Below are 26,958 nucleotides of genomic sequence, written 5' to 3' on the forward strand. Positions count from 1 at the left end.
CCAGCCGGGGTAACTTGTCCGGCTTCGCCCATACCCATTATTCTAAAACTGACAAAACGGGCACCGCCCGCAAACAGTGGAGTCAACCGTGAGCAAATCCATTCCCCGTTCCCCGGACAATGATTACAGCGCCGAAGTGGTGGCCGAGCGCCAGCAATTCATCGAAGACAACACCCCCGCCAGGCTCGAGCACAGCCGGCGCTACTCCTTCGACCCGGAAGTCATGTCCGGCAATATCGAGAACCTGTTCGGCGTGGCGCAGATTCCGGTGGGACTGGCCGGTCCCCTGCGCGTCAACGGCGAGCACGCCCAGGGCGACTTCTACGTGCCCATGGCCACGGTCGAGGGCACCATGCTGGCCAGCTACAACCGCGGCATGAAAGTGATCCGCGAGAGCGGCGGCGTGATGACCACGGTGTGCGGCGAGGCGATGCAGCGGGCCCCGGTTTTCGTGTTCAAAAACGCCCGCGACGCCCGCGACTTTGAACTGTGGCTGGTGGAGAACACCGAGCGCGTGCGCGCCGTGGCCGAGGGCACCACCAGCGTCGGCAAGCTGCGGGAAATCGAGCATTACATTGCCCACAATATGGTTTTTACCCGCTTCGACTACAGCACCGGGGACGCCGCCGGACAGAACATGACCAGCAAGGCGACCTTCGCCGCCTGCGAGTGGATCAACAGCGAGTACCCGGCCCTGTCCCACTACCTGCTGTCGGGCAATTTCGACACCGAGAAAAAAACCTCCTCGGTCAACCTGCTGAAGGGGCGCGGCCGCCGCGTCACCGCGGAAATCACCATCCCGCGCCAGGTGCTGATCGACAACCTGCGCATCACCCCGGAACAGATGCACTACGGCCAGGGTATCAGCACCCTCAGCGCCTTCCTCACCAGTTCCTCCAACAACGCCGCCCACCCGGCCAACGGCCTGGCGGCACTCTACCTCGCCACTGGCCAGGACATCGCCAATATCGGCGAGTCCAACCAGTGCACCACCTATAACAAGGTGACGCGTGATGGCGACTACCACTTCTCCATCACCCTGCCGGCCCTGATCGTCGCCACCTACGGCGGCGGCACCGCCCTGCCCACCCAGCGCGAATGCCTTGAAATCATGGACTGCTACGGTCCCGGCAAGGCCCTGAAGCTGGCGGAAATCGCCGCCGCGCTGGTGATGGCGGGCGAACTCTCCCTCGGCGCCGCCAGCCGTGTCGACAAAACCACCCGCCGCAACGAGTGGGTCGACGCCCACGAGCGACTGGGGCGCAACCGCTGACAAAAACAAGCTGCGGTACGGCTCAGAATGCTGAACCCCCGGGCGTGGCAGTGCCGCCCCCGGGGGCTATCATGCAATGAGTCAACGGGGGTCCGGAAGGACAGGGGCGCAGCAGCATGAGCAAAGAACAAACCAATAAAACCATCGTCACCCAATTCTTTGACGCGCTGAATGCCGGCGACGTCAACAGCGTGGTGAACACCTATTCCCCGGACGGCAGCGTGCACACCATGGGCAACACCCTGATTTCCGGCGAGGCCGGCTACAGCGAATTGCACGACGCCATCGGCAAGATCTTTACCGTGTTTCCCGACGGCCTGCGTTTTACTGTTCACGGTATGGTGGCAGAGGGCGAAAAAGTCGCGGTGGAAGCCTCCAGCCAGGGCGAGCACGTCTCCGGGCAGAGCTACGAAAACGACTACCACTTCCTGTTTGAATTCAGTGACGGCAAGCTGATGAAGCTGAAGGAATACATGGATACCGAGCACGTCACCGACGTGTTGTGCAGCGGAATGCGCCCCCCCTTCGGCGGGTCCTGACCCCGCCATTGTCGCCGGAAGACGGCGGTTTCAGCAGCCGCCCTCGGTCAACCCCAGGGTCCAGTCCAGCGCGTTTTCCAGCAGGCGCTGGACGTTGGGCACTTCGAAGGCCTCCGAGCGGTGGCCCATGGCCATATACACCGCCCGCCCGCTGCGTTCACAGTTGGCCCATACCACCGGGTGGTCAATCATGCGCAGATCGCGCTCGTGGCTGAAAAACTTCTGCACCGGCTGATAGCTGTCCTCGTCCACCGTGGCGAGCACTGTGAAGCCCTTGACGCGCGGGCTGCGCACCCAGGAATACCACTCCTCTTCATGCTCCCACTGGGCCGGCAGACCGCGATTGACCGGGTGGTCGGGGTTTTCCGTTTCCACGGTGGCCACCTGGAACTGCGGCCCCAGAATGTGGGCGGTAAACTCAGCGCCTACCAGGTGTTCCAGGTACCAGCCCCAGAAGCGGTGGGAACTGTCGCCGGCGGCGTGCACGCCGACCCAGCCGCCGCCGCGCTGGAACCATCTGCTGAATACCCCCTGCTGTTCAAGGCTGAGCATGTCGCCGGTGGCATTGAGAAACACCACCGCCTGGAAGTGACGCAGTTCGTCGGGGCTGAACACCGCGCCGTTCTCGGTGGCAAAGACCGACCACCCCCTGCGCGCGGCGATCTCCTCGATCACCTCCCGCCCCCCGCTGATCCCGTCGCGGTGGCGAAAACCATTGGTCTTGCTGAACACCAGCACCGCCGGTGAGCCCAAATCCTCGGGCAGGGTCGGTGGCACGCTGTCGTGGTCCGCACTCGGAAACAGCACATTCCAGGCGCCTATCGCATAGACAAACAACAGAGCGGCCAGTGCCAGCACCACCAGGGTGATCAGCAGCCACTTGTAAACGCGCAGGACATTGACCGCCATTGCAAATCCTTATTGTTGTTGTGGCTGCGGGGCCCGCTTCAGGCGGCCCCGTCGAACCAGTCGTGAAAACCGTAACTGCTGGACGGTCCGATATGCATCTGTTCCAGCACCCCGTACCCCACCTTGCCGTTACAGGTGGCACGCACCACCTGCTGCACATGAATGTTTTCCAGCGCCAGGGGGTCGAGGTCGGCCTCGGTCCAGCTCTCGCCGGCGATCACCAGTTCACCGTGCCACTTGCCGTGGCCCCACGCCGGGTGCTGGTAACCCAGCCCCTTCATGCGGTGCACCATCAGCGGCTCCACGCTGATCTCCCGACTTTCGCCCGTGCGATCGCGCATGGTGATGGTGGCGCGGCGGGCGCGGCGGGTGCCGGGGATGAATTCCAGCTGGTAACCAACCTGGCCCTGCCAGACCTTCGCCGCAGGGTCGGTGGTTCCAGGTATATCGCTCATCTGTGCATAGTGGGGCAGGATGCACTGATCGGAATGCCACTGGTTGCCGGCATCATCCTCGAACCAACCGACCAGACTGCACTCGTCCTCCCAGTGTAACGGCAACCAGCAAAAGTGAGTCGCCTTGAAACTGTCAATCGGCGCACCGCCAGGATAAGCCTCTCCCACGGGTCGAATGCCCCAGGACCGGTCTTTCAGTCCCAGCGTATTACGCCCATCCACCTTGACCTCGCGACCATCAAAGCGGATCCAGCCCTGCCAGAAACCGAACTGGTCGAGGCGCGTGGCATCCATGATCAAGTGGCGCTCATTGCGCAGGGTCTGGCGCCCCTCCTCGATACAGGCGGTGCGCGGGGTAAAGGTGAGGTCACAGGAGATACCGGTATCGTTGTCGCCGATGGTGACCCGGTGGCGCCCCATGGGTTCCAGAATCTCCAGCTTGAAAGGGCCAACTTCCGTTTCCGTCGGCTCCACAGGCGCCCGGCGCGAACCGTGAAAGGCGTACTGACGGCCATCGACCACCATGCTGAGACTGCAATCCATGATGCCGAGATTCGGGTAGCGAGCCAGCACGATGCCGAAATAGAGTTCGCCGTCCCGGTCATGGCCGTTGTACCAGTAGCGGTCGTAGGCGCAGCGATCGCTACTGGCGGTGAGGGCGACGGGTTCGGCGGTCTGGTGGATGGGGTAATCGTCCAGGCGACTGAGCATGGTGGGCCTCCGCTGTTGTTATGGTATCTGCCAGATTGTCACTGTACGACTGTATAGCAATCTGCGACGCAACGGAACGCCCTGCCGTCAAGTCGATGCGGTCGGTTTGATATTTGCGTTCAAGCGGAAATGATTGCGCGGGTCGTAGCGGTTCTTGAGCGCCACCATGCGCTGGAAATTGCCCTCGAAATTGTCCCGCAGCGCCGCGGTGCCCACCTTGTCTTCTGCCACCACCGAGTAGTAGCCGCGGGTATGGGGTTCCAGCTCGCTCCAGTAGCGGCGGATGTAGGCAGTGTGTGCCGCCGCGTCGGCCTGCGGCGGCCAGGCCAGAATGACCATCAGGTCGTGACTGGCGTAGCGCTGCACAAAAGCCGTGGCCGCGGGGTCGACATCGCCGATCGCGCCGCCGGCATGCTGGAAGTAGCACTGGGTGAAGCGCGTCGGGCCCCCCTCGAGGCCATTGAGAATACTGTCGATCAGCGCCGGCGTGATGCCCTCGACAAAGCCGTCCTTGACGTAGGACACCATGGCCCGCGGGTCGGACATGTCGGTGCTGCGCTGCAGGGCAACGTAGTCGATGCTGCGCACCGTGTCCTTCAGCGGAGTCCCCAGCGCCGCAAAAGGCTGCATCGCCCGCTCGAAATCCGCCGTCGGGCCGCTGAAGCAGAGATCGAGAGAGACAAAACCGGGGCCTCCTCCCGGCGGATAACCCACGCTGCAATCCAGATAGAGTTCCCGCGGCGCCTGCGTGGAGTGCTCGGCGTACAGTTCCAGCGCGCGGCGCGCCTGATCGAGGGAGTAGGTGCGCGATCCGCCGATCACCTGGCGCTGCATCGGGTGGAGCCGGAACGCAAAGTGGGTCACCACCCCGAAGTTGCCGCCCCCGCCGCGCACGCCCCAGTACAGTTCCGGGTTCTGTTCAGCGCTGGCGTGGTGCAGGCGGCCATCGGCGCTGACCACGTCGACCGCGTGAATGTTGTCCAGCGCCAGCCCGAAGCGGCGCGCCACCCGGCCAAACCCGCCGCCAGTGGCGAGGCCACCCACACCGGTGTGGGACACAGTGCCGGCGGTGGTCACCAGCCCCCGGGCCATGCACTCGTGATCGATCGCCCCCAACAGGCTGCCGCCGGTGACATAGGCCAGCTTGCGAGCGCTGTCCACCTGCACGTTGCGATAGCTGGACAGGTCGATCTGCAGGCCGCCGTCACAGGTGGACTTGCCGGAAAAGCTGTGGCCGCCGCACTTCACCGCAATCACCAGGTTATTGGCGGTGGCGAACTGCACCGCCGACTGCACATCACTGGCGCCGCTGGGCTGCACGATGAGGGCCGGATGTTTGTCGATGGCGGGGTTGAGTACCTGCCGCGCCAGGTCGTAGCCCGCCTTGCCGGGCAGCAGCAGGCGCCCGCGCAGGCTGTCGGCGAGTTCCTGCACTGCCGCACGGGGAATCACCTGCTGGCTGTTGTCCAGGGTCAGCGCCTGCACATCCGTATCCACCTGCTGCAGGCCGGCATAGACACCAGCCAGCGCCCTGCCAGATAGCCCCTGCCCCGCCAGCCACACGCCCAGGCCGGCACCGATAAACTGACGACGATACATAGACTCTCCCCCGGAGAATGGTCACCAACCACACTTGCTGAGCGTAGACCACGCGCCGACTCTTCGCCGCCCAATGCAGAGCGATGCAGGGGGAAGTGCTACCATCACTGCGACCAGCCATTCACCTGTATGCCGGAGTTCACGCGTGCCCGATTTCATCCTGCACCACTACGAAATATCCCCCTTCGCCGCCAAGATCCGCGCCATGCTCGGTTACTGCGAACTGCCCTGGCTTTCGGCCCGCACCACACCGATGCCCCCGCGCCCGCTGGTGGACACCCTCGCCGGCGGCTACCGGCGTATTCCGGTGGCGCAGATCGGGGCCGACATCTTCTGTGACTCGCGGGTGATCTGCGAGGAGATCGCGGCACTGGCTGGCCGCCCGGAACTGTCGCCGCAATCACTCGACGGTACTCAGCGGGCTTTCGTCGATCGGGCGGAGATGGGGGTGTTTTTCTCTCTCGTGGGCGCGGCTACCGGTTGGCCACTGGTGCGTAAGGTGGTGGCGGATGTCGGTCCACTCGGCCTGCTGCGCCTGCTCCGGGACCGCAAGGGCATGCGCGAGGGGATGAGCCCCGACGCGCGCCCGCCGCAGGATGGCACTACGGTGGTGCAGGCCTACCTGGACGACCTGGAGGTGCGCCTGACGTCCCCTTTCCTGAACGGCGAGCAACCCGGCCTGATCGATTTCAGCGCCTGGCACGGGCTGTGGTTCGCCATCGAGGTCGGCGGCAAGTCGCTGTTACCGGCACACCCGCAAACCCGGGACTGGTTCCAGCGCCTCGCCCACCTGCACAGCACCAAATGGCGGGACATCAGCGCAGACAGCTGCATCGCCGCCGCCCGCGACAGCGAGCCCCGCGCACTGCCGGACTCCAGCGACAGTGATGCCCTGCTGGGCCAGCCGGTCAGCATCGCCCCCTCGGACTACGGCCTGGCGGCAGTGAGGGGCACCCTGGTGGCGAGCCTGCCGCAACGATTCATCCTGCGCCGGGAAACCGCCGAAGCAGGTGTGGTTCATGTGCACTTCCCACGGGCGCGCTTTAGTCTGGAAGTGGCGGGCTAACCGGGGCGAATAGTGGTTTGCCGCGACGAGTAAGTGCTATAAATCATAAAGTCGTCCGGGAGAGCGTTCATGACAAATTTCCGTTCTGCAAAATGGCTACTGATAGCCCTTGGCGTCTATCTGTTGGCAGGCTGCAAGATTGTTGTGCTGTCTCATAACGTAGGAGGGGTCGCGTCAGAATCCACGAACCGGAACTGCCCGGCGGGTGAGCTCTGTGAGTTTGACGTTCTCGATATTTACTTCCTTGATCGCTTTTCGGGGGTAGCATCCCATCCCAATTACCGCTTCAAAGAGTGGCAATCCGGCCCCCGCTACCTGTGCGGCGGCATGTCAGAAGCCTGTGCCCTGAGCACGGAGAACTTTGCCGACAATCCCGCACTGATGTCGATCATTGAATCGGATGCCGCTTTCTATCTCGTTCCGCGCTTTGAACGCATAGGAAGCAAGGAACAGGCCGTGCTACAGCCCTTTCAGGACGCTAATCCGCGCGTTACCGACGCACGTGGCCGGTTCATCGGAACGATTGAACCCGGCGAGGGGCTGGAGCCGAGCAACTGGACGAACTGGAAGGGCATTAACATTCGTCTAAAGGGCTATGCACAACACTACCTTCTTCAGCTTGAGTTTGATGGCAGCATGATGGTCAAGGTAGCCAATTCAAAAAATAATCTGGGATATACCAATGCAACATGCTCGTCTGTTGAAGCGCCTTCGCTGATTCTACAGACCTCGGGGCCGGCCTTCGGCGCAGTAGTCGGGCCGGATAGGCCGCTACCGCTTGTGGTTGGAGCCGGCGCACAGCTGTATATCCCTGACCCGGTGGAGAGCGCTTCACGCAAGGCCTGGACGGATACCTGGGACAGCGCAGAGCGCGAGTGCCTTGCTGGAAAAAACGGCGATGGCATTGTCCTGCCATTAGTCCCGCTGGCGTTGGAAATTGATTATCCTCTATCCGTAGAGGGCACCAATATACGCATTGAAGGTCCCATAAGCGATTCGATTGTGACCTAGCCGTGACCGTGAATACTCGGCGCCCAACACCGCCGATAAAGCAGGGGGCGCCCGTCAGGCGGCGCGGCTGTCACCGGCGCTGCGCCCGACCGGGTCCGTCCTGTCACACCCTTCCACGGCCAACACCCGTGCGGCGCTCACTGGCTTCGCGCCTGTATCGGTCGCTGCGGCAACACCGTGACGGGCATACAGAAACTCCAGCACCTGATGGCGCAAATGCACAAAGCGCGCGTCCTCCGCCAGCGCCAACCGGTCCCGGGGGCGCGGCAGGTCGACGGTGAGAATGTCGCCAATGGTCGCCGCCGGGCCGTTGCTCATCATCACGATGCGATCCGACAGCAGTACCGCCTCGTCCACATCGTGGGTGATCATCACCACGGTATTGCCGAGGTCCGCCTGGATCTGCATCAGTGAATCCTGCAACTGGGCCCGGGTCAGGGCGTCCAGCGCGCCGAAGGGCTCGTCCATCAGCAGCACCTTGGGTTGCATGGCGAGGCAGCGGGCGATGCCCACGCGCTGTTTCATGCCGCCGGAAATTTCCGACGGCAACTTGTGCAGGGCGTGGTCCATATTCACCAGTGCCAGGTTGTGCTCGATCCATTCCCGCCGTTCGGCCCGGCTCTTGCTGTGCCGAAACACCTGGTCCACCGCCAGCGCCACGTTGTCATAGACCGTCAGCCAGGGCATCAGCGAGTGGTTCTGGAACACCACCGCCCGGTCCGGCCCCGGCTTCACCACCTCCCTGCCCTCCAGGATAACGCCACCCTCGGTGGCCTGATGCAGCCCGGCGATGATGTTCAGCACCGTGGACTTGCCACAACCCGAGTGACCAATGAGCGAGACAAACTCCCCCTCGGCCATCTTCAGGTTCACGTTCTGCAGGGCGCGGAACGGGGTCTTGCCGCCGGTTTCGAACTCGATACCGACGCCGCTCAGTTCCAGGTAGTTCGCTTTCATCGTCATCTCCTCGCAGCGCCTAGCGCAGCACCGCCTGTTTGTCCCAGTTGAAGCGGCCCTGCAGGGCCAGCATCAGCCGGTCCAGCAGAAAGCCGATAAAGCCGATCACCAGCACCGCCACCATGATGCGGCCGAGAGAGTCGGAACTGCCGTTCTGGAATTCATCCCACACGAATTTGCCGAGCCCGGGGTTCTGGGCCAGCATCTCCGCCGCGATCAACACCATCCAGCCGGTGGCCAGCGACAGTCGCAGTCCGGTGAAGATCATCGGCATGGCCGCCGGCAACACGATCTTGCGCACATGCAGCATCGGCGACAGGGACATCACCCGGCTGGCATTGACCAGGTCACGATCGATACCCGCCACGCCCACCGTGGTATTGATCAAGGTCGGCCACAAGCAGCACAGGGCAACGGTGATCGCGGAGGTGAGAAAGGACTTGTCGAAGAGCGGCTCGGTACTGGTATAGGTGGCACTCACCACCATCGTCACCAGCGGCAACCAGGCCAGCGGCGAGACCGGCTTGAAGGTCTGGATGATCGGGTTGACCGCCCGGTACACCCCACTGGACAGGCCGCAGACGATGCCCAGGGGAATCGCCACCAGGTTGGCCAGTACGAAGCCTGCGGCCACGGTCACCAGGCTCGTTTGCACCTGGTCCAGAAACACCGGCTTGCCGGTGTAATCCCGCCACTTCACCGTGGCGTCCGGATTGGCCGCCCGCTTTTTTGCGTTGCGATCCTCCTGTCGCTGGTAGAAAGCAGCCTCCTTATCGCGGGCGCGCTGGTGCTCGGCGGCGAGCCCCTCTACCTGCTGCCACACCTGCACCGGACCGGGGAACTGGCCCAGCGAAGTATCGATACGCTCGGCGGCCGCCTGCCACAGCCCGAGAAAAACACAGATGCCCAGCAGCGGCGGCAGTAGCGCCTTCACCAGCCGCTGCGGATGAATACGTTCGATGATCTGCTCGAAACGCTGGTCCAGCGCCAGCGTTTCCGCGCCGCGTTCACTTGCGATTGCGTCAGCCATGTTCCACCTCCTGGCGTTGCAGTGACTGGATATCCGGATGTCCTTACAGGACGTCAGCGCCCTTCAGGCCGATCGAAAACTTCTCGAGATAGGCGTTGGGGGAGCGACCGTCGTAGCTCACGCCGTCGATGAATTCGTCCTGCACCGGCTTGTAACCGCTTTCACTGGCAAAGTCGGGAAAGTCGCTCGCCTCCATCTCGCCCTCGGCGATCAGTTCCTCGGCCGCTTTGCGGTACAGGTCGGGGCGATACACGCTCTGCGCCACCTGCTTGTACCAGTCGTCGGATTTGGGCTCGGCTATCTGGCCCCAGCGGCGCATCTGGGTCAGGTACCAGATGGCGTCGGAGTAGTAGGGGTAGGTGGCGTTGTAGCGGAAGAACACGTTGAAGTCGGGCACTTCGCGCTTGTCGCCCTTCTCGTACTCGAAGGTGCCGGTCATGGAGTTGGCGATGACCTCCGCGTCTGCGCCGACGTACTCCGGCCAGGACAGGATATCCACCGCCTCGGGACGGTTGGCATTATTGTTCTCATCCAGCCATTTGGCAGCGCGTAGCAGGGCCTTGACCACGCGCACGGTGGTATTCGGGTACTGCTCGGTAAAGGTCTCGGTCAGGCCGAAAACCTTTTCGGGATTGTTTTTCCAGATCTCGTAATCGGTAATCACCGGCACGCCGATACCCTTGAACACCGCCTGCTGGTTCCAGGGCTCGCCCACGCAGTAGCCGTAGATCGTGCCCGCCTCCAGGGTGGCCGGCATCTGCGGTGGCGGTGTCACCGACAGCAGCGCGTCGGCGTTGATCTGGCCGGACGTATCGCCCTTGTGCGGCGCGTAATAGCCCGGATGGATTCCCCCCGACGCCAGCCAGTAGCGCAGTTCGTAGTTATGGGTGGACACCGGGAACACCATGCCCATGTTGAAGGACTTGCCTTCGGCCTTGTACTTCTCAACGACCGGCTTCAGGGCATCGGCCTTGATCGGGTGCACCGGCTTGCCGCCATCCATCGGTACGTGGGTCTTCATTTCTTCCCAGACCGCGTTGGATACAGTAATGCCGTTACCGTTGAGGTCCATGGAAAAGGGGGTAACGATGTGGGCCTTGGTGCCGAAGCCGATGGTGGCGGCGAGCGGCTGGCCGGCCAGCATGTGGGCACCGTCGAGCTGGCCGTCGATCACGCCGTCCAGTAGCACCTTCCAGTTGGCCTGGGCTTCCAGCGTGACGTAGAGGCCCTCGTCCTCGAAGTAGCCTTTCTCGTAGGCAATGGCCAGGGGGGCCATGTCGGTGAGTTTGATAAAGCCGAATTTGAGCTCGTCTTTTTCCGCTGCGCCCAATTCAGCCTGAACGGCCGCGTTGAACAGCATGGCACCGGCGGTCAGAAGAACCTGTGGCAACCTGCGCCAGTTTGCGAGAGTTTTCCAGCTGCGCTGCATTTTTACATTCCCCTTGTACGGTGTAGCCATCAGGGCCACACGAAAAGCAATCAAGCGACTCCCCTGCCATCACTGTCTGGGAGTGATGTGCAAAGGCGTCGTTGCCCGTTACAAGAGGAGTAGCGGTGGATTGATAGTGCGGCATGGGTACTACAAGTCGCGTGCCAGAAAAATGGAAACTCTTTATTTTCAATTAGTTAATGGGTTTCGGGTTTTCCAGCTTGGCGATGGGGGGCCATTTTGCTGAATAAAGCTGGCCGCGGTGGTGCAACTTCAAGGGCGTTATCGGTGCGCAGGCACCAAGGGAGAGCGTGACGTCTTCCGGGCGGGGTTACGATCCGGTATGAAGGTCGCGGGGCGGTATCGGGACTGAGCCACTGCTGGTGTTCGAACTCCCAACAATGACGGCTGTGTGATTGTCCTCCAGATTTCAGACTGTCGCTTCTGCACCCGGTCAAACTTGCCCACCAGCTTTTCCATGTGACTGGCCGTGCCATGGCGGGCAACCATCAGCAGGTAATCCTCGTTGTCTGCCGTGGCCACCCGGGTCATGGTGAGGACCCTGGAATAGCTGCTCTCGCCCCTGGCAAAGGCTTTGTCGATTTGCGGCAGAGCCTCAGCCGCCGCCTTCCGTGGGTGCCTGACCAGGCTCGCTGCGCCAGTGTCGCGGCGACACACCGTGGCGTTGTTTGAAGGCCCGCGACAAGGCGCTGGCACAGCTGTAGCCGAGCATGTCGGCCAGGCGCGCCAGTTCTATACTGGAGGTGGATAGGTGGTGGGCGGCAATATCCAGGCGCGCCTCCTGGAGCAGGGCGCGAAAGCTGGTGTTTTCTCGGCGCAGCGCCCGCTGCAGGCTCTTGCTGTGCAACCCCAGCTGGCTGGCCACCGTTGTCGCGCGGCAATCGCCCTCGCCCAGGTGCTGGCGGATCAGGGTGGAAACGCGGCCGGTCAGGTTGTCCGGTGTCTGCTGGGGCCGGCTGGCCAGGTACTGCTGGAGGATAGCCAGCAATTCCGGGTCGTGGGTGGCAATGGGGCGATCCATTTCGTCCCCGGTCAGGCGCAATCCGTCATACTCCTGGGCGTAGTACACCGGAGCCTGGAAAAAGCGGGTGAAGTGCTGGCGGATGCCGCGCGCCGGTTCAAAAGTGAAAGACACCGATTGGGGCGTCCAGCTCTCACCCAGAATGTCCTGCAGCAGCCTGAAATGACGGGCCACCGACAGGGCCTGCATCTGCGGGCTCTTGCCGTCCTCGCCCCGGGGTACGGTGCGTATCAGCTTGACGTCGCTGCCGTCCGGCTGCAGGCGCCACAGGGTGCCGTTGAGATTGCACAGGTAGACGTAACCCTGCCCCAGCGCCTGGCGCAGGGTGGCGCTGGCACGGATGTACTGGTGTAGCGCGCTGGAGACGACCGCCGCCGGGTGGCGGGCAACGACCAGCGCCAGATGGGGGCAGTTCAGCTCCTGTGCCAGAGATTCCAGGCAATTGCGGAAGCACTGGCGGGAGATGAAGCCGTTGGGCGTGCGCGCCGTGACCGGGTCGATGCCGTGTCGCAGAAAGGCGGCGTCGAGGTCAAAACCCAGCTCTCTCGCGGCACCGTCCATGCCGGACAGGATCGTACTGCTGGCCAAAAGTGTGGGCTGGGTGGGCATTAGCGGGGTTCGGGCGCTGACGAGTCCTATAATGTCTTGCTTTTGTCCTCTCGTGTCAACCACGCCGGCCCGCAAAACTGAATAATTTGTAGCCGTCGCGTTGCGTGATCGCACACAAACAGATAAGGAAACCACTGATATGCACAGACGTATTCTGACCCTGGCCGTCGGCCTGGCCTCCGCCACCCTGCTGCCCACCCAGTCTTTTGCCCAGTCCACCGGCCTGCTGGAGGAAGTGGTAGTCACCGCCCAGAAGCGCAGCGAAAGCCTGGAAGATGTGCCCATCTCCATGGCGGTGATGAGCAGCGATGCGATGAACAAAACCGGTGTGCGCCAGATGCGCGAACTGGCGGAGTTTGTGCCCAATGTCACCCTGAGTTCCGGCAACGACAACAATACCGCCGTGCGCATTCGCGGCGTCGGCGCCAATACCCGCAACATCGGTTTCGACACCCGCGTCGGCATGTACCTGGATGGCGTCTACCTCGGTCAGTCCCCGGCCCAGAACATGGACATCCTCGACCTGGAGCGGGTGGAAATCGCCCGCGGCCCCCAGGGCACCCTGTTCGGCAAGAACACGGTGGCCGGGGCCATCAACCTGATCACCGCGCGCCCGGACCAGGAATTCATGACGGAATTGCGCGGTGAGTACGGCAACTATAACTCGCACCGCGTGTCGGCCATCGTCAACACGCCCCTCACCGACAGCCTCGCCGCCCGTTTCTCGGTCAGCGACAACCACCGCGACGGCTACATCGACAACATCACCACCGGCACCGAGTTCAACGAGCGCGACGGCACCTCCTTCCGCGGCCAGCTGCGCTACGAGACCGACCGCCTGGACTTCAACCTTGCCGCCGACTACCTCGAATCCGAGCGGGTGTCCTTCATGGGCGAAGCCCAGACCGACTGGTCAGGTACCGTCTACCCCGACCCCCTGGCACCCAAGCGCTTCGAAATCTCCAACAACGTGGACAACTATGAAGAGCGCGAGATCTGGGGCATTTCCGGTACCCTCGACCTGGAACTGGGCAACGACTACAGCCTGCGCTCCATCACTGCCTACCGCGATACCGAGTCTGATCGCATCCAGGATACCGACCACTCCGCCATCGACATCATTCGGGTGGATTTTCCCGACCAGTACGAGCAGTGGTCGCAGGAATTCCAGCTGATCTCCCCCGCCGGCGAGCGCCTGCAGTACGTCGCCGGGCTGTACCTCTACGATGAACAGGCCAAGACCCAGCGATCGTCCACGCTCGGCAGCGAAACCGGCACCCTGTTCGCCGTCCTCGCGCCGCCGCTGGCACCTTTTGGCGACCAGTTCACTGAAAGCCAGGTCGGTACCGGCGGCCAGGTGGATACCGAAAGCTGGGCGGTCTTCCTCAACGGTACCTACGACCTGACGGATCGCCTGACCCTGGGCTTTGGCGCCCGCTATACCGACGAGAAGAAGACCGTCGACTACACCATCGCCGGCGATGTCGTTATGGTGGGCGGGGTGGTTCCCGTCACCGTGGCGCAGCTCTTCGGCGTAGCGGCGGGGCCGATTGTCGACGGTCAAACCGTGGCGGTGTACGAGGACGACAAGTCCTACAATGACTTTTCCCCCACTGTCAGCCTGACCTATGCCATCAGCGACAACAGCAACATCTACCTGCGCTACTCGTCGGCCTTCAAGGCCGGCGGTTTCAACGTCGATTTCGTGCCTCAGCAGGTGTTCGACAACGGCCTGGATTTCGACCCGGAAACCGTCGACGCCTACGAGATCGGCTACAAGGGCACGGCACTGGATGACAAGCTGCGCTTTGCCCTGTCTGCCTTCCAGATGGACTTTGAAGATTACCAGCTGAACCAGTTTGTGGACCTGGGCAATAACATCTCCGCCATCACCATCCGCAACGCGGCCGAAGTGCAGTCCCGCGGCTTCGAGGCGGAGGCTACCTGGTACGCCACCCCGGAACTGCTGCTGCAGGGCGCCGTGGGTTACAACAAGGCGGAATTCGAGGACTTCCCCGGTGGCGGTTCCGCCCGCAACCCAGCCGGCCTGGGTGCGGACCTGTCCGGCAACACCCTGCCGATGGCGCCCGAGTGGAGTGCGGCCTTTACTGCCCAGTACAACTACCCCATTGCCAGCCTGGGCGCCGACCTGGTCACCCGGGTGGACTGGAGCTACACCGACGCCGCCTTCACCACCGAGGACAACATCAAGGTCTCAACGCCCGGGGGCAGCATTCCCTATGGCTATGTAGACAGCTACGACATTCTCAACGCGCGCGTGGGCCTCGAGGACATGGGCAAGTGGTCGGTGTACCTGTGGGCGCGCAACCTGCTGGATGAAGAGTACTTCGACAACGATTCCGCCGACTTCCTCGGCACCATCGTGCAAATGCCCGGTGATCCGCGGACCTACGGCATTGAAGTGGCCTATACCTTTGACTGAGGTGGCCATGCGCCGACAACACAGGTTCCACGACGTATGGCGCTGGGCGCTGGTCGGGCTCTGCCTGGCCGGTTCCCCCGCCTTCGCCGCCGAAGTGCAATTCCTGAACCAGGAGGGCGCCGCCACTGAACTGCCGTTTTCCGAGGCGGTGCGGGTGGACGACACCCTGTACCTGTCCGGCCAGCTCGGGGTCAAACCCGGCACCCTGACCCGGGTACCGGGTGGCATCGAGGCCGAAGCGCGGCAGACCATGGAGAATATCCGTGCCGTACTGCAGCGCAACGGACTGGATATGGGCAATGTGGTGAAGTGCACGGTGATGCTGGTGGATATGGCGGAGTGGCAACAGTTCAACGCCGTGTATCGCCAGTTCTTCGAAGCCCCGTTCCCGGCGCGCAGCGCCTTCGGTGCCAGCGGTATCGGCCTGGGTGGTCGGGTCGAGGTGGAATGCATCGCCGCCTATCCCGAAGCGTCGCGGTGATGCGTACCACAACCGCGGCTGCGCTGCTGGGGCTGTGCGGTGCGCTGTCTATACCGGTGGTTGCAGAATCGGGCAGCGGCTGGGAAACCGTCCAGCCGGGTGGAGAAACCCGCTGCGCCGACGGCAGTCCCTACCGCTTCTATGTGCGCCGGGCCGACAGTGAGCGGGTCATGCTGTTTTTCAACGGTGGTGGCGCCTGCTGGTCGGCCGAGACCTGTGACCCGGCCGCCAACCCGGCCGACGGGCGCTTTCTCTACCGCATGGCCGCCGGTGCCGACTGGGGTAATGACCCGCGCCAGCTGGGCGGTGCCTTTGACCTGGACAACCCGGAAAACCCCTTCCGCGACTGGACCCAGGTATTCGCTGCCTACTGCACCGGCGATGTCCACCTGGGTACCGCGGACCACACCTACACCACCGCCGATGGCGGGGAACTGGTAATAGCCCACCGCGGCCGCATCAATGCGCAGGCGGTGCTGGAGTATACCTACGGCGCATTTCCAGCTGCGCGGACCCTGCTGGTGTCCGGCGCCAGTGCCGGGGCCATCTCCTCGCCCTATTTTGCCGCGGAAGTCGCCGGGCACTATCCCGATGCACAGGTGATCCAGTTTGCCGGCGGCGGAGGCGGCTACCGCATGCCCCCGCCTGAATCGCTGTGGCGCAACTGGAGCGTGTTCCGGGATCTGCCGGAGTGGCTGCAGGCGCAGGACTATCGCGAGGACACCACCGGCCTTGTCGACTGGTATCTGGCGGCGGCAGCCGCCTATCCCGCGATTCGCTTCCACCAGTACGACAATGCCTACGACCAGGTACAGGACATGTTCCAGGGCCTGCTGGGCTACCCGGCGCCCCTGTTGCCGGGCCTCGACGCGAACCGCGCTGAACTGGAAAAAGCGCTACCCCATTTCCGCAGCTACACCGCGCCGGGTACCTTTCATACCCTGCTGCGCTACCCGGAACTGTACAGCCGCGAGACCAGTGGCGTGCGCGCCCTGGACTGGGTTCGCGACCTCGCCGCCGGCAAGGTGGTGGATAATATTCACTGCGATGCGTCCTGCGGTCAGCCCAACAGCGAAGCGGACAGCCGGGCGACAACAGCCGCCGCCCCGGAAGGAGTGTAAACATGCGTCGCGCACTGCTGGCCATGCCCCCTCACCACTACCGCACCAGTGCCGAGGCGCGTGAAACCCTGCTCAAACGGAAGGCGCTTACTGTGAGCGAGGATGTTCGGGTTGTGGTATATGCTTCGCTGGCATCCGCTGCCGGTTAGCGACCGGCTTTTGCATCCCGGCGAGCTCGTATGGTCAGCGGCCTGCTATCGGCATCAACGGTGCTTTTCGGCTTCTCACCCTTTGCCGTTTTGGAAGCCCGACTAATGGCGACCAGCAACTACCACTACTAACAGCATGATGAGTGAGCCTGCCAAGGCTATACAGGGTACAACTATGATGAATAACACACTGATGCAAGCGTTGATCTTCGGCCTGGGCCTCGCGTCCGTCGTCGTTCCATCCAGTTTCGCTGGAGAATGGTCGGAAGCGGCACGCGCCGTCGATGACAAAGTCATTGCCTGGCGCCGCGATATACACCAGCACCCGGAACTGGGCAATCGCGAGTTCCGCACAGCCCAACTGGTTGCCAAGCATTTGAAGGATCTCGGCCTGGAGGTACAGACCGGTGTCGCCCACACGGGCGTAGTAGCCGTCCTGAAAGGCGGCAAACCCGGCCGCACCGTTGCCCTGAGGGCCGACATGGACGCCCTGCCGGTCACCGAACAGGTGGACCTGCCCTTTGCCTCAAAGGTCAAAACCCAGTATCGCGGCGAGGAAGTGGGGGTCATGCACGCTTGCGGGCACGATGCCCACACCGCCATTCTGATGGGTGTGGCCGAGGTTCTCGCCAGGCATCGCGAGCAACTGGCGGGCACCGTTAAATTCATATTCCAGCCTGCCGAGGAAGGTGCGCCGGAAGGGGAAGAAGGCGGCGCCGAACTGATGATAGAAAATGGCGTTCTATCAGGCGATCCCAAACCGGAGGCCATTTTCGGTCTGCATGTCGGCCCTTTCCCGACAGGGTTTATCGGCTATCGAGCCAAGGGGATCATGGCTGCATCAGATATGTTCGAGATTACCGTAAAAGGCAAACAGACCCACGGTTCGTCCCCCTGGACAGGCATCGACCCGATTGTAGTGGCGGGCCAGATTGCCAACGCTATCCAGTTGATTCCGGCGCGACAACTGAACATCACGCGAGCTCCGGCGGTGATCTCCATCGGCTCCATTCGAGGCGGCGTACGCGGCAATATCATCCCGGACAAGGTCACCATGATCGGCACCATACGCACCTTTGATAGCGCTATGCAGGATGACCTTCACCGCCGCCTGCAAATCACCGCCAGCAACATTGCCGAAGCGGCGGGCGCCACTGCGGAAGTGACCGTGAATCGCGGTTATCCCGTTACCTACAATGATCCGGCCTTGACCCAGTTTGCCGTGCCGTCACTACAAAAGGTGGTCGGGCAGCAGCGCTTGCTGGAAACCGATCCTGTCATGGGCGCCGAAGATTTCTCTCTCTACCAGGAGGAAATCCCCGGCCTGATATTCATTTTGGGTGTCAACAAGGACGGTGTTGGTATCGCCGAAGCGGCCATGAACCATTCTCCTCACTTTTTCGTCAACGAAGACGCACTCAAGCTGGGGGTGGAAGCACTGACCACACTGGCGGTGGACTACCTCAATTCATCGGAAACGTGAGTCGCGATTCCCCGGCGGCAGGCCCCTGCCGCCGGGCGCATAGTTTTATACTGTCAAAATAATCAATGGGATAAAAATGTCATTCAAAGAGATTTGTTTAACACTGACTTTTTTCCTGTTATCCACAGGTATCGCGCACAGCGAAACATACGAAACCGTTGTGGAGCCGGGCAATGTTTATAACATGGCTGCGTTTAAAATCTGGATGAACCCGAAGCATGAAAAAATTCGTGGTATTTTAATGCTTAACCCCGGATCGAACGGTGACGGGCGCGGTCAGGTTGATGACGCATACTGGCAGGAATTTGCCAACAAGCATCATTTTGCCCTCATGGGAACATACTTTACCGACCACGTGCATCCAAACATGATGATCGAAGAGTATATTCAGGTAAGCAGAGGCAGTGGTAAGGCCTTCATTAGCGCCATTGATACAATTGCCAAGGAAAGCGGACATGAGGAGCTTTCCTACGCGCCCTTCCTGCTTTGGGGAATGTCTGCCGGCGGCCAAATAAACCACGAAATCGCATCATGGATACCGGAACGGGTCATTGCCTATGTGGTAAACAAGGGCGGTTATTATTATTCATCCGTCCCGCCGGAAGCGACACGGCAAACACCCGGGCTTTATGTGATTGGGCTTGAAGATTTGCCAAGCCGTAACACTATGATTAAAGGCATGTACCTGACCAATCGGCGCGCCGGTGCTCTTTGGACTCTTGCCGAAGAAAAGGGGGTAGCACACGACGTCGCCGGTAGTCGTGACCTTGCCGTTTCTTACTATGAAGCCGTGATGAAGCTTCGCATGACCGATGGTGCAATAGGCTATAAGGCTTTAAAACCGGTGAACGAAGATATGGGAACTGTCGGTAATATTTATAACCATACCCTTGGTCGTGAAGAAGATGTACGTAAGGAAGACACGACCTGGCTGCCATCTGACAGTTTTGCAAATGACTGGTTGACACTTGTCACAAAGGAACCGGAATAAACTTACCCAAGCAGTATCCTGTCCAGATTAACCCAATAATCCGAACCGGTTTCAAGCAACTCGTCATAATAATGGTAATGAAGGGACGGACTGTTTTCACCGTCCTCTGCACCAAGCAGAATAAAGCATCCCGGAATATTGGTTAAAAACTGTGCTGATCTATATCCAACCGGGCAAGCCAACGCAGAAGGCCTACATTTAGCGTTTCAATCGAACAGCCCGGCATGAATGGCTGGGCTGGATCTGCACGAGTTCAACAGAATCGCCCACACCCAGCGATTAGCGACGCAGTGGCTATGGGAAAACAATAACGAATGGCTAACTCCGCCATCGTGGGAATAACTCCAACCTGGCTGCTACAGAAAGCATAAGCCTCTACTCAAACGGGCGGTGCCAATCTACCTCAGGCGTCGACTGGGGCCAATGACCGCTTTGAGGTGTGGATTCAACCAGTCGCCTCTGCCTGTACTGATTCTAATTGCTCGGTGACATACGTGCCGAGAGCGTGTATGAAAGCCGCCTGTCGCTGGCAGGGCCGCACAACGGTAAAAAACGCGCCGGAGAGCAGGTCAGCCCCCGACGCGAACAAGGAGCTGTAAAATCAGTGGAGGTCCGGCACCACACCGACCTGGGGCATGGCGGCGAGGCCGATGTCCCGGGCGTGCTGCTCGAAACCCTTGTTTTTCCAGAAGAAGGCGCCGGGCATGGTGGTCGGCACCACCAGCACATAGAACAGCGCGCGGCCAATAACCGCAACGACAACCGCGGCCAGGGCCAGCACAAGCCAGAACGCCACACCGGCCGTTGCTGCAACATACAGCGGCGCCAGCAGCAGGCCTGCGGCGCACAATACAAGCAGGGCGTTGCGCAGCAGATAGGTTTTGCCAAAGGTTGTGCACTGCACGTAATGGGACACAGTACCTTCATTGTTCGCCGCGTCCATATCGCGGGCGTGCAGGTACAGACCCAGCCCCTCCAGCGCCAGGCCCGTTCCCATCAGTACGCCACAGAGTGACAGCAGTGGTGCAATCGACGCGCCTTCCAGTAACAGCGCCACACTGCCCACCGCGGCCAGCGCAAGGCCGCCGAGATAGAGACTGCAGCCAACGAAGGAAAACGCGGTCTGCCTGTTGTCCCAGAAGGGGCGCGCCTTGATGCGGTAGCAGCGGTACATGTAGTACAGGCCGATGGCGGAGCTGGCGATGGCGAGCACACCGCTTGCTGCAGCGGCTGCGGCCAGTGAGCCATTGAACTGCGCCAGTGCAGGCAAGTAGTCCTGCAGCCAGGCCTGCTGCCCGAGCACCGCCACCATATGCAGCCCGGCAAAGGCCATGAAACCGGCCACCCCGGCACCTTCCCGCGCCACCGGTGAGTGGCGCAGGTTGTTGAAACCGCGGTAGAAGCGAATGGGTTTGCCCAGATGCACGGTGGACATGAACAGGCCAAAGGCCACCAGCCCCAGGCACAGCGCCACCGCAGCGGGATAGACTACCGACACACCAATGGACGAGACGACGTCATTGCCGGTCATGCTGCCAATGAAGAGCATGGCGAACAGGCCGATCGCGGCCTGGGCCGCCAGGGTAAACAGGACCAGCGGATTCTCGCGACTGGACAGGCGCGGCAGGTTCCAGAACCTGGCGCTGCCGCTCTTTTTGTCCACCGCCGGGCGGTAGTGGCCGGCGGCATCATCGCGGCGATACTTGATCGGCGCGGAATCGGTGCGGGTCAGCTCCCGCGGCATGTTGCGGGTCTGCTGGAAGCGAATATTCGGCTTGGTAATTTCCGGATCGGGGAAACCGGGAATGCGGGTGTCGATCTGCTCGCGCCGTTCCGGGGTGTTTTCCACCACGCCAAAGTTGAGGGCGTTGCCCAGGCAGGCGGACACGCAGGCCGGTTTCAACCCGACTTCCAGCCGGTCGACGCACATGTTGCACTTCTCGACCTGCCCGGCCACCGGGTCGAGCTGTGGCGCATTGTAGGGGCAGACCCAGGTGCAGTAGCCGCAACCGAAGCAGATGTCCGGGTCCTGGATCACGGCGCCATATTCCGGGTGCTTGGTGTAGGCGCGGGTCGGGCAGCCCTTCAGGCACACCGGGTCGTCGCAGTGGTTGCAGGCCATGGAGATGTTCATGCGCACGAAGTTGGGGTAGGTGCCCCCTTCCACGTAACCCACGCTGCGGAAGCTCAGGTGCGGCGGAAGATCGTTCTTTTCACTGCAGGCGGATTCGCAGGCGTGGCAGCCAATGCAGTTGTCGGCGGTAAAGTGAAAGGCGTGCTGCTTGTTGCGATTGGGATTGAAACCTTTTTCGCTAACGCCGTTGATATTGAGCGACGAGGCCTCGTCTACCAGGTCGATCAGGGCAATGGGATTACCGTAGCGATTGCGCTCGGCGCTCTGCGGATCTTTTAACAGGGCATAGTCCGGCTCGTTGTCCCTGAGCGGAAACAACGACTGGGAAGGCCGCGAGCTGGCAATGGGTTCGAACAGTTTTACCGTCATCAATAAGCTCTCATTTCGCGGTTGAGTCGCGCCGCCTCCGCCTGGTCCACCTGCTCGATACGCACCGCGGCCTGCTTGAAGGCCGGCTGGCGCGAGTGCGGGTCGAGCAGTCCCAGCGACACCCGGTTGACGCAATCGTGAAAATGGAAGGGAACAAAGACCATGTTGCGCGGCACCCGCTGGGTGAGCTGGGCCAGCACAATCGCATCGCCGCGCCGGGATACCAGCCGCACGTACTGCATGTGTTCAACGCCGATCTCGCGCGCCGCGTCCGGGTTCATTTCCATGTAGGCGGTGGGGCTGAATTTGTTGCAGTTGCCCACCTTGCCGGTGCGGGTGCGGGTGTGGAAGTGCTCCACCACCCGGCCGCTGTTGAGCCAGAAGGGAAAGTCCGTATCGGGCTTTTCATTGTTGTCGGTCCAGGGCAGGGCCAACAGTTTGGCCCGCCCGTCCGGAAACTGGAACACACCGTCGCTGTAGAGTCGCGCGGCGCCGGTCTCATCGCCGGCGCGCATCGGCCACTGGATGCCGCGCTGCTGCTCGATCAGCGCGTGGTTCATGCCGGAGATATCCAGCATGCGCGGCGCGCCGTTGGCACCGGTCCCCACGGAGAGCAGTTTCATCTCTTCGAAAACATCCGAGGCAGATTCGGGAAAGTTCATCCTCGCGCCCTGCTCCCAGCGCTTGGCCAGCTGGTTGAAGATCCACAGATCCGGTTTGGAATTGGCCAGCGGCGCGGTCACCGGCGTGACGCGATTGACGCGGCGCTCGGTGTTGGTAAAGCAGCCGTCCTTCTCGGCCCACACGCTGGCCGGGAAATAGGCGTGAGCGTACTGGGTGGCTTCCACGTCCTGGTAGGCGTCCTGTACCACGCAGAACTCCAGTTTTTCCAGGATTTTGCGGATACGCCCGGTGTTGGGCATGGAGGTCATGGGGTTGGTGGCCACCAGCCACAGGGCCTTGATCTCGCCGGTCTCGATGGCAGGGAAAATATCGGTCATGAAGCGGCCGCGCTGTTTCGGGAAGAATTCCGGGTCCACGCCCCAGAACTGTCCGATCTCCTCGCGGTGGGCCGGATTTTCCAGCGCCCGGTAACCGGGCAGGCCGGAGCAGGACGACCACTCCCGCGTACCCATGGCGTTGCACTGGCCGGTAATGGACAGCGACGTACCGCCGGGCTTGCCGATATTGCCGGTAATCAGGTTCAGGTTGTTGATGGCGCAGACGCCGTCGGAACCGTGGGTGCTCTGGTTGATACCCATGGTCCAGATGCTCATGGCCGCGCCGGCACTGGCATACAGCCGCGCAACGTGACGGATGGTGTCCTCGTCGATGCCGGTGATCTTCGCCGCCATGCCCGGGTTGTACTCGTCCACCAGGGCGGCGAACGCTTCGCGGCCATTAGTGTGGGCAGCGATGAAATCCTCGTCCGCCAGGCCTTCCTTGAGAATCACATGGCACAGGCTGTTCAGCAGCACCAGGTCAGTGCCGGGCGTGATCGGCAGGTGGATGTCGGCGAACTGGGCGAACATGGTCACCCGCGGGTCGACCACGATAATCGGAAATTTGCGTTCTTCCAGCGCTTCTTTCAGGCGCCAGTAAATAACCGGGTGCTGCTCCGGCAGATTGGAGCCGAAGGCCAGCAGGCAGTCCGTGTGGGAGAAATCGTCGTAGCAGCCGGGCGGGCCGTCAGAGCCGAAGGAGCGCTTGTAGCCCGATACTGCCGACGCCATGCACAGGGTGGTGTTGCCGTCGTAGTTGTTGGTGCCAATGATGCCGCGTACCAGCTTGCCGAGGGTGTAGAATTCCTCAGTCAGTATCTGCCCGGTGGACACCACTGCCACCGAGTCGCGGCCGTACTTTTCCTGGATGCGCTGGAACTCGGCGGCGGTTTTATCCAGCGCCGCATCCCAGCTCACGGTTTGCCAGGGATCGTAGGTATGGCCGCGCAGCAGGGGCTCGGTGCCGCGACCCGCCGCGTCGAGAATCCCCGCCTCGGTGATGCCCTTGATACAGAGCTTGCCGCGATTGACCGGTGCGTCTGCAACCCCGCGGGTGGTCACGGCCTTGCCGTCCTTGTCCAGCCCCACTTCCATGGCGCAGCCGGTGGAACAGTAGCCGCAGGTGGCGTACTTCCAGTCCACTACGCCCTTGTCGCGCAGAATGATAGGGTTTTTCTTGCGTCTTCCAAACAGCATCGCCTTCTATCCCGCCTCAGCCCGCCGCCCTGACGTGTACTTCATCGCCATCCAGCTGGACGTCATAGCAGGGAATGAAAACGCCCTCCTCTTCCAGGCAGGCACCGGTTTCCAGCGCGTAGTGCTGCTTGTACAGGGGTGACGCCACCACCAGCTTGCCGCCCAGGTCGCCGACAATCCCCCGCGACATGACATTGGCCTTGCCGATCGGGTCGCGATTGCCCAGGGCGTAGACCTTGCGCTCGGTGTCGGGCAGGTAGTAGATGGCCACCTGCTCCCCGTTCACCAACGCACACACGCCCGAATTCACCACCAGATCGCTCCGGGTGCATACCACTTCCCATTGATCCTGCTTCACCGCTTCCATCCCCTTCACTCCTGTCATTGCTGCGCTCCCGCGACTTACTTGCTGCTGGCCACGAGACGGATTTTTTCCTCGGCGCGCGCCGGGCGGATCTGTTCGCGCTCCTGTACGAAGACCACACCGCTGTCCTCTTCGTCGGAATTGACGAAGGTGCGGAAACGCTTGAGCTTCTCCGGATCGTTGATGGTGGTAGTCCACTCGCACTGGTAGGTGCCCACCACCGCCGCCATCTGCTGTTCCAGTTCCGCGCAGATACCGAGGCTGTCGTCGATGATCACTTCCCGCAGGTAGTCGAGGCCGCCCTCCAGGTTGTCCATCCACACCGAGGTGCGCTGCAGCCGGTCGGCGGTGCGCACGTAAAACATGAGGAAGCGATCGATGTACCTGATCAGGGTCTCGTCGTCGAGGTCGGTGGCGAACAGGTCGGCGTGGCGCGGCTTCATGCCGCCGTTGCCGCAGAGGTAGAGGTTCCAGCCATTCTCAGTGGCGATCACGCCGAAGTCCTTGGACTGGGCCTCGGCGCACTCGCGGGTGCAGCCCGATACCGCGCTCTTCAGTTTGTGCGGCGAGCGCAGGCCCTTGTAGCGGTTCTCCAGCAGAATGGCCATGCCGACGCTGTCCTGCACGCCGTAGCGGCACCAGGTGCTGCCGACACAGGATTTCACCGTGCGCAGGGATTTGCCGTAGGCGTGGCCGGTCTCGAAGCCGGCCTCCACCAGCTTGCGCCAGATCTCCGGCAACTGGTGCTGGCGCGCGCCGAACAGGTCGATGCGCTGGCCGCCGGTGATCTTGGTGTAAAGGCCGTACTCCTTCGCCACCTCGCCCAGTACGATGAGCTTGTCCGGGGTGATTTCGCCGCCGGCCACCCGCGGCACGACGGAATAGGTGCCGTCCTTCTGCATATTGGCGAGGAAGGTATCGTTGGTGTCCTGCAGACCAACGTGGGGCAGTTCCAGCACGTGCTCATTCCACAGGGAGGCCATGATGGAGGCGATGGCCGGCTTGCAGATATCGCAGCCGCGTCCACTGCCGTGCTGGCCGAGCATGTCCTGAAACGTTTTTATCTCGCCGACCTGCGCCAGGTGGAACAACTCCTGGCGGGTATAGGGAAAGTGCTCGCAGATGCTTTTGTCCACCACCACGCCACGGGCGGAGAGTTCGGTTTCCACGACGTTTTTCAGCATCGCGGCACAGCCGCCGCAGCCGGTGCTGGCTTTGGTCTCGCCCTTGACGTCACCCAGGCTGCAGCAACCGCCGTCGAGCGCGTCGATGATGCAGCCCTTGGTGACGTTGTGGCAGGAACACACGGTGGCGGTCATCGGCAGTGCCGCCGCGCCCAACAGCGGCTTGTCGCCGGCGGCGGGCACGATCAGGCTCTCCGGTTCCGCCGGCAACTCGATACCGTTGAGGAAGTACTGCAGCAGGGTGTCGTAATCCTCGCAGTCGCCCACCAGCACCGCGCCCAGCAGGGTCTTGCCGTCGCCGCTGGTGATGATGCGCTTGTAGACCTCGGCGCGCTCGTCGCTGAATACGTAGGAGATGCTGCCCTCGGTGCGACCGTGGGCGTCGCCGATGGAGCCCACATCAACACCCAGCAGTTTCAGCTTGGTGCTCATGTCGGCGCCCTGGAAGGTGGCCTCTGCCTGACCGGCCAGCTGGCTGGCCACCACTTCCGCCATGCGATAGCCGGGAGCGACAAGGCCGTAGATACGCCCGCCGAACAGCGCGCATTCACCGATGGCGAAGATGTCGGAGTCGGAGGTCTTGCACTTGTAGTCGACCACGATGCCGCCGCGCTCTCCCACCGCCAGTTCGCTGTCCCGGGCCAGTTGGTCGCGGGGGCGGATACCCGCGGAGAACACGATCATGTCAGTGCCGAGAGCGCTTTCGTCGGCGAAGTCCATGCGCAGGGCGGTGGCTTCGTCGGTCACAATCTGCTGGGTGTTTTTGCCGGTGTGGACGGAGACCCCCAGGGCCTCGATCTTGCGGCGCAGCATTTTCGAACCACCGTCATCGAGCTGCACGCCCATCAGGCCCGGGGCAAACTCCACCACGTGGGTTTGCAGGCCGAGATTGCGCAGGGCGTTGGCGCACTCGAGGCCGAGCAGGCCTCCGCCCACCACCACGCCGATTTCGCTGTCCTTTGCCGTGGCCTTGATATGGCCGAGGTCATCGATGGTGCGGTAGACGAGGCAGCGCTTGTTGTCGGCGCCCTTGACCGGAGGCACAAAAGGAAAGGAACCGGTGGCCAGCACCATCTTGTCATAGCTGAAGCGGCGACCGCCCTGCGTGACCACTTCCCTGCGGGCGCGCTCGATCCTGACCACCGGATCGCCGAAGTGGGCTTTGACGCCCCAATTTTCATAGGTTTCGCGGGTGGCCATGGCCAGGTCGGCGGGCTCGCGGCCGGAGAATACCTCGGACAGGTGAACGCGGTCGTAGGCCGGGCGCGGCTCCTCGCCGATCACGGTGATGTCGACATCCGTGTCCAGGCCAACGAGGCTCTCCACAAAGTGGTGCCCCACCATACCGTTGCCGACTACCAGGATTTTGCGTGTGCTCATCGTACTTCCTACTCCGCTTGTTCTGTCCGCG

At 62.1% G+C, this 26,958-nt stretch carries 21 protein-coding genes and 1 pseudogene; 11 read left to right on the forward strand and 11 right to left on the reverse strand.

Annotated elements, in window-relative coordinates; genetic code table 11:
- Positions 1-88: 88 nt before the first annotated feature.
- Together FVW59_RS06405 and FVW59_RS06410 are read left to right on the forward strand one after the other, a co-directional pair.
- Complete coding sequence (locus FVW59_RS06405; RefSeq protein ID WP_148063396.1) at positions 89-1,273, forward strand: hydroxymethylglutaryl-CoA reductase; 1,185 nt, start codon at positions 89-91, stop codon at positions 1,271-1,273.
- A gap of 116 nt (positions 1,274-1,389) precedes the next feature.
- Positions 1,390-1,812 (forward strand): nuclear transport factor 2 family protein, encoded by a 423-nt coding sequence (locus FVW59_RS06410; RefSeq protein ID WP_148063397.1) that lies wholly within the window; start codon positions 1,390-1,392, stop codon positions 1,810-1,812.
- Positions 1,813-1,842: 30 nt separating this feature from the next.
- Here the strand turns inward: FVW59_RS06410 and FVW59_RS06415 are convergent, their stop codons facing one another.
- The 3 genes from FVW59_RS06415 to FVW59_RS06425 all read right to left on the reverse strand — a co-directional run bounded on the left by FVW59_RS06415 (position 1,843) and on the right by FVW59_RS06425 (position 5,486).
- Positions 1,843-2,721 carry a ThuA domain-containing protein gene (locus FVW59_RS06415; protein WP_148063398.1) on the reverse strand — a complete coding sequence of 293 codons (879 nt, stop codon included), beginning with the start codon at positions 2,719-2,721 and terminating at the stop codon, positions 1,843-1,845.
- Positions 2,722-2,759: 38 nt separating this feature from the next.
- A complete protein-coding gene (locus FVW59_RS06420; protein WP_148063399.1) occupies positions 2,760-3,887 on the reverse strand; it encodes an Rv3169 family protein in 1,128 nt (375 codons plus the stop codon).
- 87 nt (positions 3,888-3,974) lie between these two features.
- Positions 3,975-5,486 (reverse strand): FAD-binding oxidoreductase, encoded by a 1,512-nt coding sequence (locus FVW59_RS06425; protein ID WP_148063400.1) that lies wholly within the window; start codon positions 5,484-5,486, stop codon positions 3,975-3,977.
- Between the two features lie 145 nt (positions 5,487-5,631).
- Here FVW59_RS06425 and FVW59_RS06430 point away from each other — a divergent pair, with 145 nt between their 5' ends.
- Both FVW59_RS06430 and FVW59_RS06435 read left to right on the forward strand, forming a co-directional pair.
- Positions 5,632-6,552, forward strand: a complete 921-nt coding sequence (locus tag FVW59_RS06430; protein ID WP_187275791.1) for a glutathione S-transferase family protein — start codon at positions 5,632-5,634, stop codon at positions 6,550-6,552.
- Positions 6,553-6,621: 69 nt separating this feature from the next.
- Positions 6,622-7,563 (forward strand): hypothetical protein, encoded by a 942-nt coding sequence (locus FVW59_RS06435; protein WP_148063402.1) that lies wholly within the window; start codon positions 6,622-6,624, stop codon positions 7,561-7,563.
- A 54-nt stretch (positions 7,564-7,617) separates the two neighbouring features.
- Here the strand turns inward: FVW59_RS06435 and FVW59_RS06440 are convergent, their stop codons facing one another.
- The 4 genes from FVW59_RS06440 to FVW59_RS06455 all read right to left on the reverse strand — a co-directional run bounded on the left by FVW59_RS06440 (position 7,618) and on the right by FVW59_RS06455 (position 12,609).
- Positions 7,618-8,520 carry an ABC transporter ATP-binding protein gene (locus FVW59_RS06440; RefSeq protein ID WP_148063403.1) on the reverse strand — a complete coding sequence of 301 codons (903 nt, stop codon included), beginning with the start codon at positions 8,518-8,520 and terminating at the stop codon, positions 7,618-7,620.
- 19 nt (positions 8,521-8,539) lie between these two features.
- Positions 8,540-9,550 (reverse strand): ABC transporter permease, encoded by a 1,011-nt coding sequence (locus FVW59_RS06445; RefSeq protein ID WP_148063404.1) that lies wholly within the window; start codon positions 9,548-9,550, stop codon positions 8,540-8,542.
- A gap of 43 nt (positions 9,551-9,593) precedes the next feature.
- Complete coding sequence (locus tag FVW59_RS06450) at positions 9,594-10,910, reverse strand: CmpA/NrtA family ABC transporter substrate-binding protein (RefSeq protein WP_246139664.1); 1,317 nt, start codon at positions 10,908-10,910, stop codon at positions 9,594-9,596.
- A 685-nt stretch (positions 10,911-11,595) separates the two neighbouring features.
- Positions 11,596-12,609: an AraC family transcriptional regulator gene (locus FVW59_RS06455; RefSeq protein WP_187275792.1), complete on the reverse strand. Its 1,014-nt coding sequence runs from the start codon at positions 12,607-12,609 to the stop codon at positions 11,596-11,598.
- Positions 12,610-12,769: 160 nt separating this feature from the next.
- Here FVW59_RS06455 and FVW59_RS06460 point away from each other — a divergent pair, with 160 nt between their 5' ends.
- The 7 genes and pseudogenes from FVW59_RS06460 to FVW59_RS06485 all read left to right on the forward strand — a co-directional run.
- Positions 12,770-15,073: a TonB-dependent receptor gene (locus FVW59_RS06460; RefSeq protein WP_148063406.1), complete on the forward strand. Its 2,304-nt coding sequence runs from the start codon at positions 12,770-12,772 to the stop codon at positions 15,071-15,073.
- Positions 15,074-15,080: 7 nt separating this feature from the next.
- A complete protein-coding gene (locus FVW59_RS06465; protein WP_148063407.1) occupies positions 15,081-15,554 on the forward strand; it encodes a RidA family protein in 474 nt (157 codons plus the stop codon).
- A complete protein-coding gene (locus FVW59_RS06470; protein WP_187275793.1) occupies positions 15,554-16,675 on the forward strand; it encodes a pectin acetylesterase-family hydrolase in 1,122 nt (373 codons plus the stop codon). Before FVW59_RS06465 ends, FVW59_RS06470 begins: the two co-directional genes overlap by 1 nt.
- A 2-nt stretch (positions 16,676-16,677) precedes the next feature.
- Positions 16,678-16,824 carry a hypothetical protein gene (locus tag FVW59_RS19605; RefSeq protein WP_187275794.1) on the forward strand — a complete coding sequence of 49 codons (147 nt, stop codon included), beginning with the start codon at positions 16,678-16,680 and terminating at the stop codon, positions 16,822-16,824.
- A 175-nt stretch (positions 16,825-16,999) separates the two neighbouring features.
- Positions 17,000-18,307, forward strand: coding sequence for an amidohydrolase (locus tag FVW59_RS06475; protein WP_246139653.1), 1,308 nt, complete (start codon positions 17,000-17,002; stop codon positions 18,305-18,307).
- A gap of 76 nt (positions 18,308-18,383) precedes the next feature.
- Positions 18,384-19,298 (forward strand): hypothetical protein, encoded by a 915-nt coding sequence (locus FVW59_RS06480; RefSeq protein ID WP_148063409.1) that lies wholly within the window; start codon positions 18,384-18,386, stop codon positions 19,296-19,298.
- A gap of 145 nt (positions 19,299-19,443) precedes the next feature.
- Positions 19,444-19,669: pseudogene (locus tag FVW59_RS06485) on the forward strand (integrase core domain-containing protein); the annotation flags it as partial.
- A 230-nt stretch (positions 19,670-19,899) separates the two neighbouring features.
- Here the strand turns inward: FVW59_RS06485 and FVW59_RS06490 are convergent.
- From FVW59_RS06490 to nirB, 4 genes are read right to left on the reverse strand one after another with little or no spacing between them, the layout of a single operon-like run.
- Positions 19,900-21,801: a DmsC/YnfH family molybdoenzyme membrane anchor subunit gene (locus FVW59_RS06490; protein WP_148063410.1), complete on the reverse strand. Its 1,902-nt coding sequence runs from the start codon at positions 21,799-21,801 to the stop codon at positions 19,900-19,902.
- Complete coding sequence (locus FVW59_RS06495; RefSeq protein WP_148063411.1) at positions 21,801-23,999, reverse strand: molybdopterin oxidoreductase family protein; 2,199 nt, start codon at positions 23,997-23,999, stop codon at positions 21,801-21,803. The genes FVW59_RS06490 and FVW59_RS06495 overlap by 1 nt, the downstream gene beginning before the upstream one ends.
- A 16-nt stretch (positions 24,000-24,015) precedes the next feature.
- Positions 24,016-24,384, reverse strand: a complete 369-nt coding sequence (gene nirD, locus FVW59_RS06500; RefSeq protein ID WP_246139654.1) for a nitrite reductase small subunit NirD — start codon at positions 24,382-24,384, stop codon at positions 24,016-24,018.
- A 17-nt stretch (positions 24,385-24,401) separates the two neighbouring features.
- Complete coding sequence (gene nirB, locus FVW59_RS06505) at positions 24,402-26,927, reverse strand: nitrite reductase large subunit NirB (RefSeq protein WP_148063412.1); 2,526 nt, start codon at positions 26,925-26,927, stop codon at positions 24,402-24,404.
- Positions 26,928-26,958 lie beyond the last annotated feature (31 nt).

Origin of the sequence: Parahaliea aestuarii, from assembly GCF_008064635.1 — a bacterium.
Taxonomy (GTDB): Bacteria; Pseudomonadota; Gammaproteobacteria; order Pseudomonadales; family Halieaceae; genus Parahaliea; species Parahaliea aestuarii.